At 37.2% G+C, this 3,290-nt stretch carries 2 protein-coding genes; both read left to right on the plus strand.

Annotated features, from left to right (window positions below; genetic code table 11):
• Positions 1 to 100 precede the first annotated feature (100 nt).
• Positions 101 to 1,471 carry a M16 family metallopeptidase gene (locus tag AW17_RS23190; RefSeq protein WP_029280699.1) on the plus strand — a complete coding sequence of 457 codons (1,371 nt, stop codon included), beginning with the start codon at positions 101 to 103 and terminating at the stop codon, positions 1,469 to 1,471.
• Between the two features lie 11 nt (positions 1,472 to 1,482).
• Positions 1,483 to 2,766, plus strand: coding sequence for a M16 family metallopeptidase (locus AW17_RS23195; RefSeq protein WP_029280701.1), 1,284 nt, complete (start codon positions 1,483 to 1,485; stop codon positions 2,764 to 2,766).
• The last annotated feature ends 524 nt before the right edge of the window (positions 2,767 to 3,290 follow it).

Here is a 3,290-nt window from a genome sequence, read left to right on the forward strand (position 1 = left end):
CTAATATATCCTTTAATAAGAGGGATTGTTAAATAAAGTGTTTTTTTATTTGTTAAAGTGAAAGATTAACACTTATTTGGTGTTAAAATTTAATTAAAATATGCGCTCTCTATTATTTAGCTCCTTAGCCTGTTTATTGTGCCTTGGTTCTGCTTTTGCCCAGGAAAAGCTCGGGGAAAACATGCATTTCAAAAAACTTGATAACGGTTTAGAAGTGCTGGTTGTTGTAGACCGGACTGTGCCACTGGTTACCATCGAAATGGCCTGCAGAAATGGTTCTTTTACCGAAACCGACGAATTTAACGGCTTAAGTCATCTTTACGAACATTTATTCTTTAAGGCTAACAAAGATTATCCCGATTTCGAACGTTTAAATTCGAGAATGAACGATCTGGATATCAATTCGAATGCCACTACGCGGGAAGAAGTGGTTAATTATTTTTTTACCCTTCCTGCTGCTAATTTAAAACCCGGATTAAGTCTAATGAATTCCTCAATCCGTTATCCAAAATTCATAAAAGAAGATATGGCTTTGGAAAATGAAGTGGTAAATGCCGAATTTACAAGACACGAATCGAGTCCGGTATTTGCTTTGATAGAGGCCAATTCGCGACATATGTGGGGTGCAAATTATTCCCGTAAAAATGTAATCGGTAGTCACGAGGTAATTTTATCGGCTACTCCATCAAAAATGGATTCCATTAAAAATAAATACTACTGGCCAAATAATTCAGTTCTGGTAATTGCTGGTGATGTTAAAGTTGATGAAGCTTTTAGTTATGTAAATTCTGTTTTTGGAAGCTGGAAACGATCGCCGGTTGATCCTTTTGTGAAATGGCCAATCCCTGAGTTTAAACCGCTTCAAAAAAACGATTATTATTTTGTAGAATCGAATAAAAGCCCCGTGCCGTTTATGCTGTTTAGCTGGCATGGTCCAGATACCAGAAACGATATTCCGGCCACTTATGCTGCTGATGTTTTTTCTTTTATTGTGAATCAAAACGGTTCTAAAATGAAACAGGCGCTTATTAATTCAGGATTAGCCCAACAGGCTGATGTGAATTATTATACGCAAAAATATACAGGTCCAATTAGTTTAATGGTGAGTCCTAATCCGGCAAAAATAAAGGAATGTTACCAGGAGGTGCTGAAGCAAATTTCGCTTTGGGCCAATGAAGATTATTTATCTGATCTGCAGATTGAAAGAGCCAAAAGACTATTATCTATAGAACAGGTAGAAAGGAGAGAGGTTACTTCTGATTATGCACATTTACTTTCCTTCTGGTGGGCTTCAGCATCGATTGATTATTATACCCATTATGAAGAAAATGTAAATAAAGTAACAAGAAAGGATTTACTCGATTATGTACGCAAGTATATTAAAGATAAACCTTATTGCGCTGGCCTGATGATGGATAAAGCAGGTATGAATGAAGTGAAGCCAGAAACATTTTTTAAATCACCCAAATAACCTAACGCTCGATGAAAAGATTCATATTTTTTATAAATTTTATCTTAGTTTTTCATATTGCTAATGCACAAACCAAAGCCATTTCATTTGATGTAAACGGTTTAAAGGTGATTTTAAAACCTACCCAGAAGGAAACAGTTAGTATGAGCATGTTTTTTAAAGGTGGCGTAATGAATTATAATGCGGAAAGGGCAGGAATTGAAAATCTGGCTTTGGCATCTGCGGCTACCTGTGGTACTAAAAATTATAGCGTTGTCGATTATCAGGAGTTGGCTGATGAATATGGTATTGATATTTCTGGTTCATCTACAACTGATTATGGTATCATTAGTATGGATTGCATTTCTAAGTATCTTGACCAAGGCTGGAAGCTTTTTTCGGATGCGGTAATTAATCCGGCTTTTGATAAAACAGAGTTTCAAACCACTAAAGAACGGATGATTACAGGTATTTATCATAGTCAATCTGATCCTGAAACAAGGATTGAGCAATTGAGCATGGAAAGTATGTTTAAAGATTCGCCTTATAGCACTAATCCTTTGGGCACAAGCAAAACTGTTGGTGGTTTTACTGCCGAAGTGGTTAGTAATTATTACCATAACGAATTGTTGAATAAGAATAAAATGTTTTTGGTCGTAGCCGGGAACATCACAAAAGAAGAACTTGAAAAGAAAATTCAAGCTTCTTTCAGCGCGCTTAAAGGAAAAGCTTACATGCCACCAGTTTACGATCGTAAAACTTTAACAGGGGAGCATCTGGTAATCGAACAAAGAGATATTGCCACGAATTACATGAGTTGTATTATGAATGCCCCAACCATGACGAATGCCGATTATTATGCTTTTGTACTAACCATTAACGCATTAAGTGGTACTATGAATTATGAACTGAGAACTAAACTTGGTTTATCATATGCACCAGGAGCAACCGTTAAGATGCAACAGATTCCATATACCTCTATGTTTGTAAGTACCACTCAACCTAAAAAAGCTTTTAAAGCGATGATTACGGTATACAACAATATTAAAGAAGGGAAGTATGGTGAACGTTATCTTGAGGCATTAAAAAAAGAACATCGGGATAGATACTACAGGCACCAGGAAAGCGCAAGTTCGATTGTGAAAGATTTGGGTGAAGCTGAAGTGCTTGGTGATTATAGTATTACCGAGAATATGGTAGCCAATTTTAACAAGGTAAACCTGCAGGACATGAAAGATTCTTTCGGGAAATATTTAAAAGGTGCCATTTGGATATACCTAGGCGATGAACAGGTAGGTAGGGCAGCATTTCAGTAACGCTTAAAGGTCGTCATTTCGAGGGGTAATTTATTTTATAAAAATCAATATGAGTGACGTTTAATTGATTTCTTTTGCCCTAAGGAGCTGTCTTGCCTCGGCTCGCCGCCGCCAAAGGGCTCTTTCTTTTTGGCATCAAAAAGACCAGCGTAGCTAGCTTGAATGCCGTTGAAAACATAAAGACCCATGAAAAAACAAAAAATGCCGGCTGAAAATTTTTCTTTCGAAGCTAGTGGGTTGGCTTGATGAGTGCGGCCCGAAAAATTTGTTAGGCCGGGTTTAAGTAGAACGGGGATACCGTGGTGCGGCCTAGTTGGGCGGAAACACAAAATCTGTTAAAATGTTGATTATTAGCAACCTGAGTTCGATAATTATTAGCTGAAAATCATATCTTATACACGCCTAATCCAGCTTTATCGTCCTGCTGAATTTATTTCAGCATCTTTTTAGCGTGAAAGACCCTGAAATAAATTCAGGGTGACGACCGCCTTAACTGAAAACTTGATTAAAACGTCACAAAGTGA

It is taken from the genome of Pedobacter borealis DSM 19626 (assembly GCF_000708285.2).
Lineage (GTDB): Bacteria > Bacteroidota > Bacteroidia > Sphingobacteriales > Sphingobacteriaceae > Pedobacter > Pedobacter borealis.

What these genes read in the sequence shown, in the direction of transcription:
- AW17_RS23190 (WP_029280699.1), top strand. Translation starts at nt 101, where the DNA reads ATGCGCTCTCTATTATTTAGCTCCTTAGCCTGTTTATTGTGCCTTGGT.
- AW17_RS23195 (WP_029280701.1), top strand. Translation starts at nt 1,483, where the DNA reads ATGAAAAGATTCATATTTTTTATAAATTTTATCTTAGTTTTTCATATT.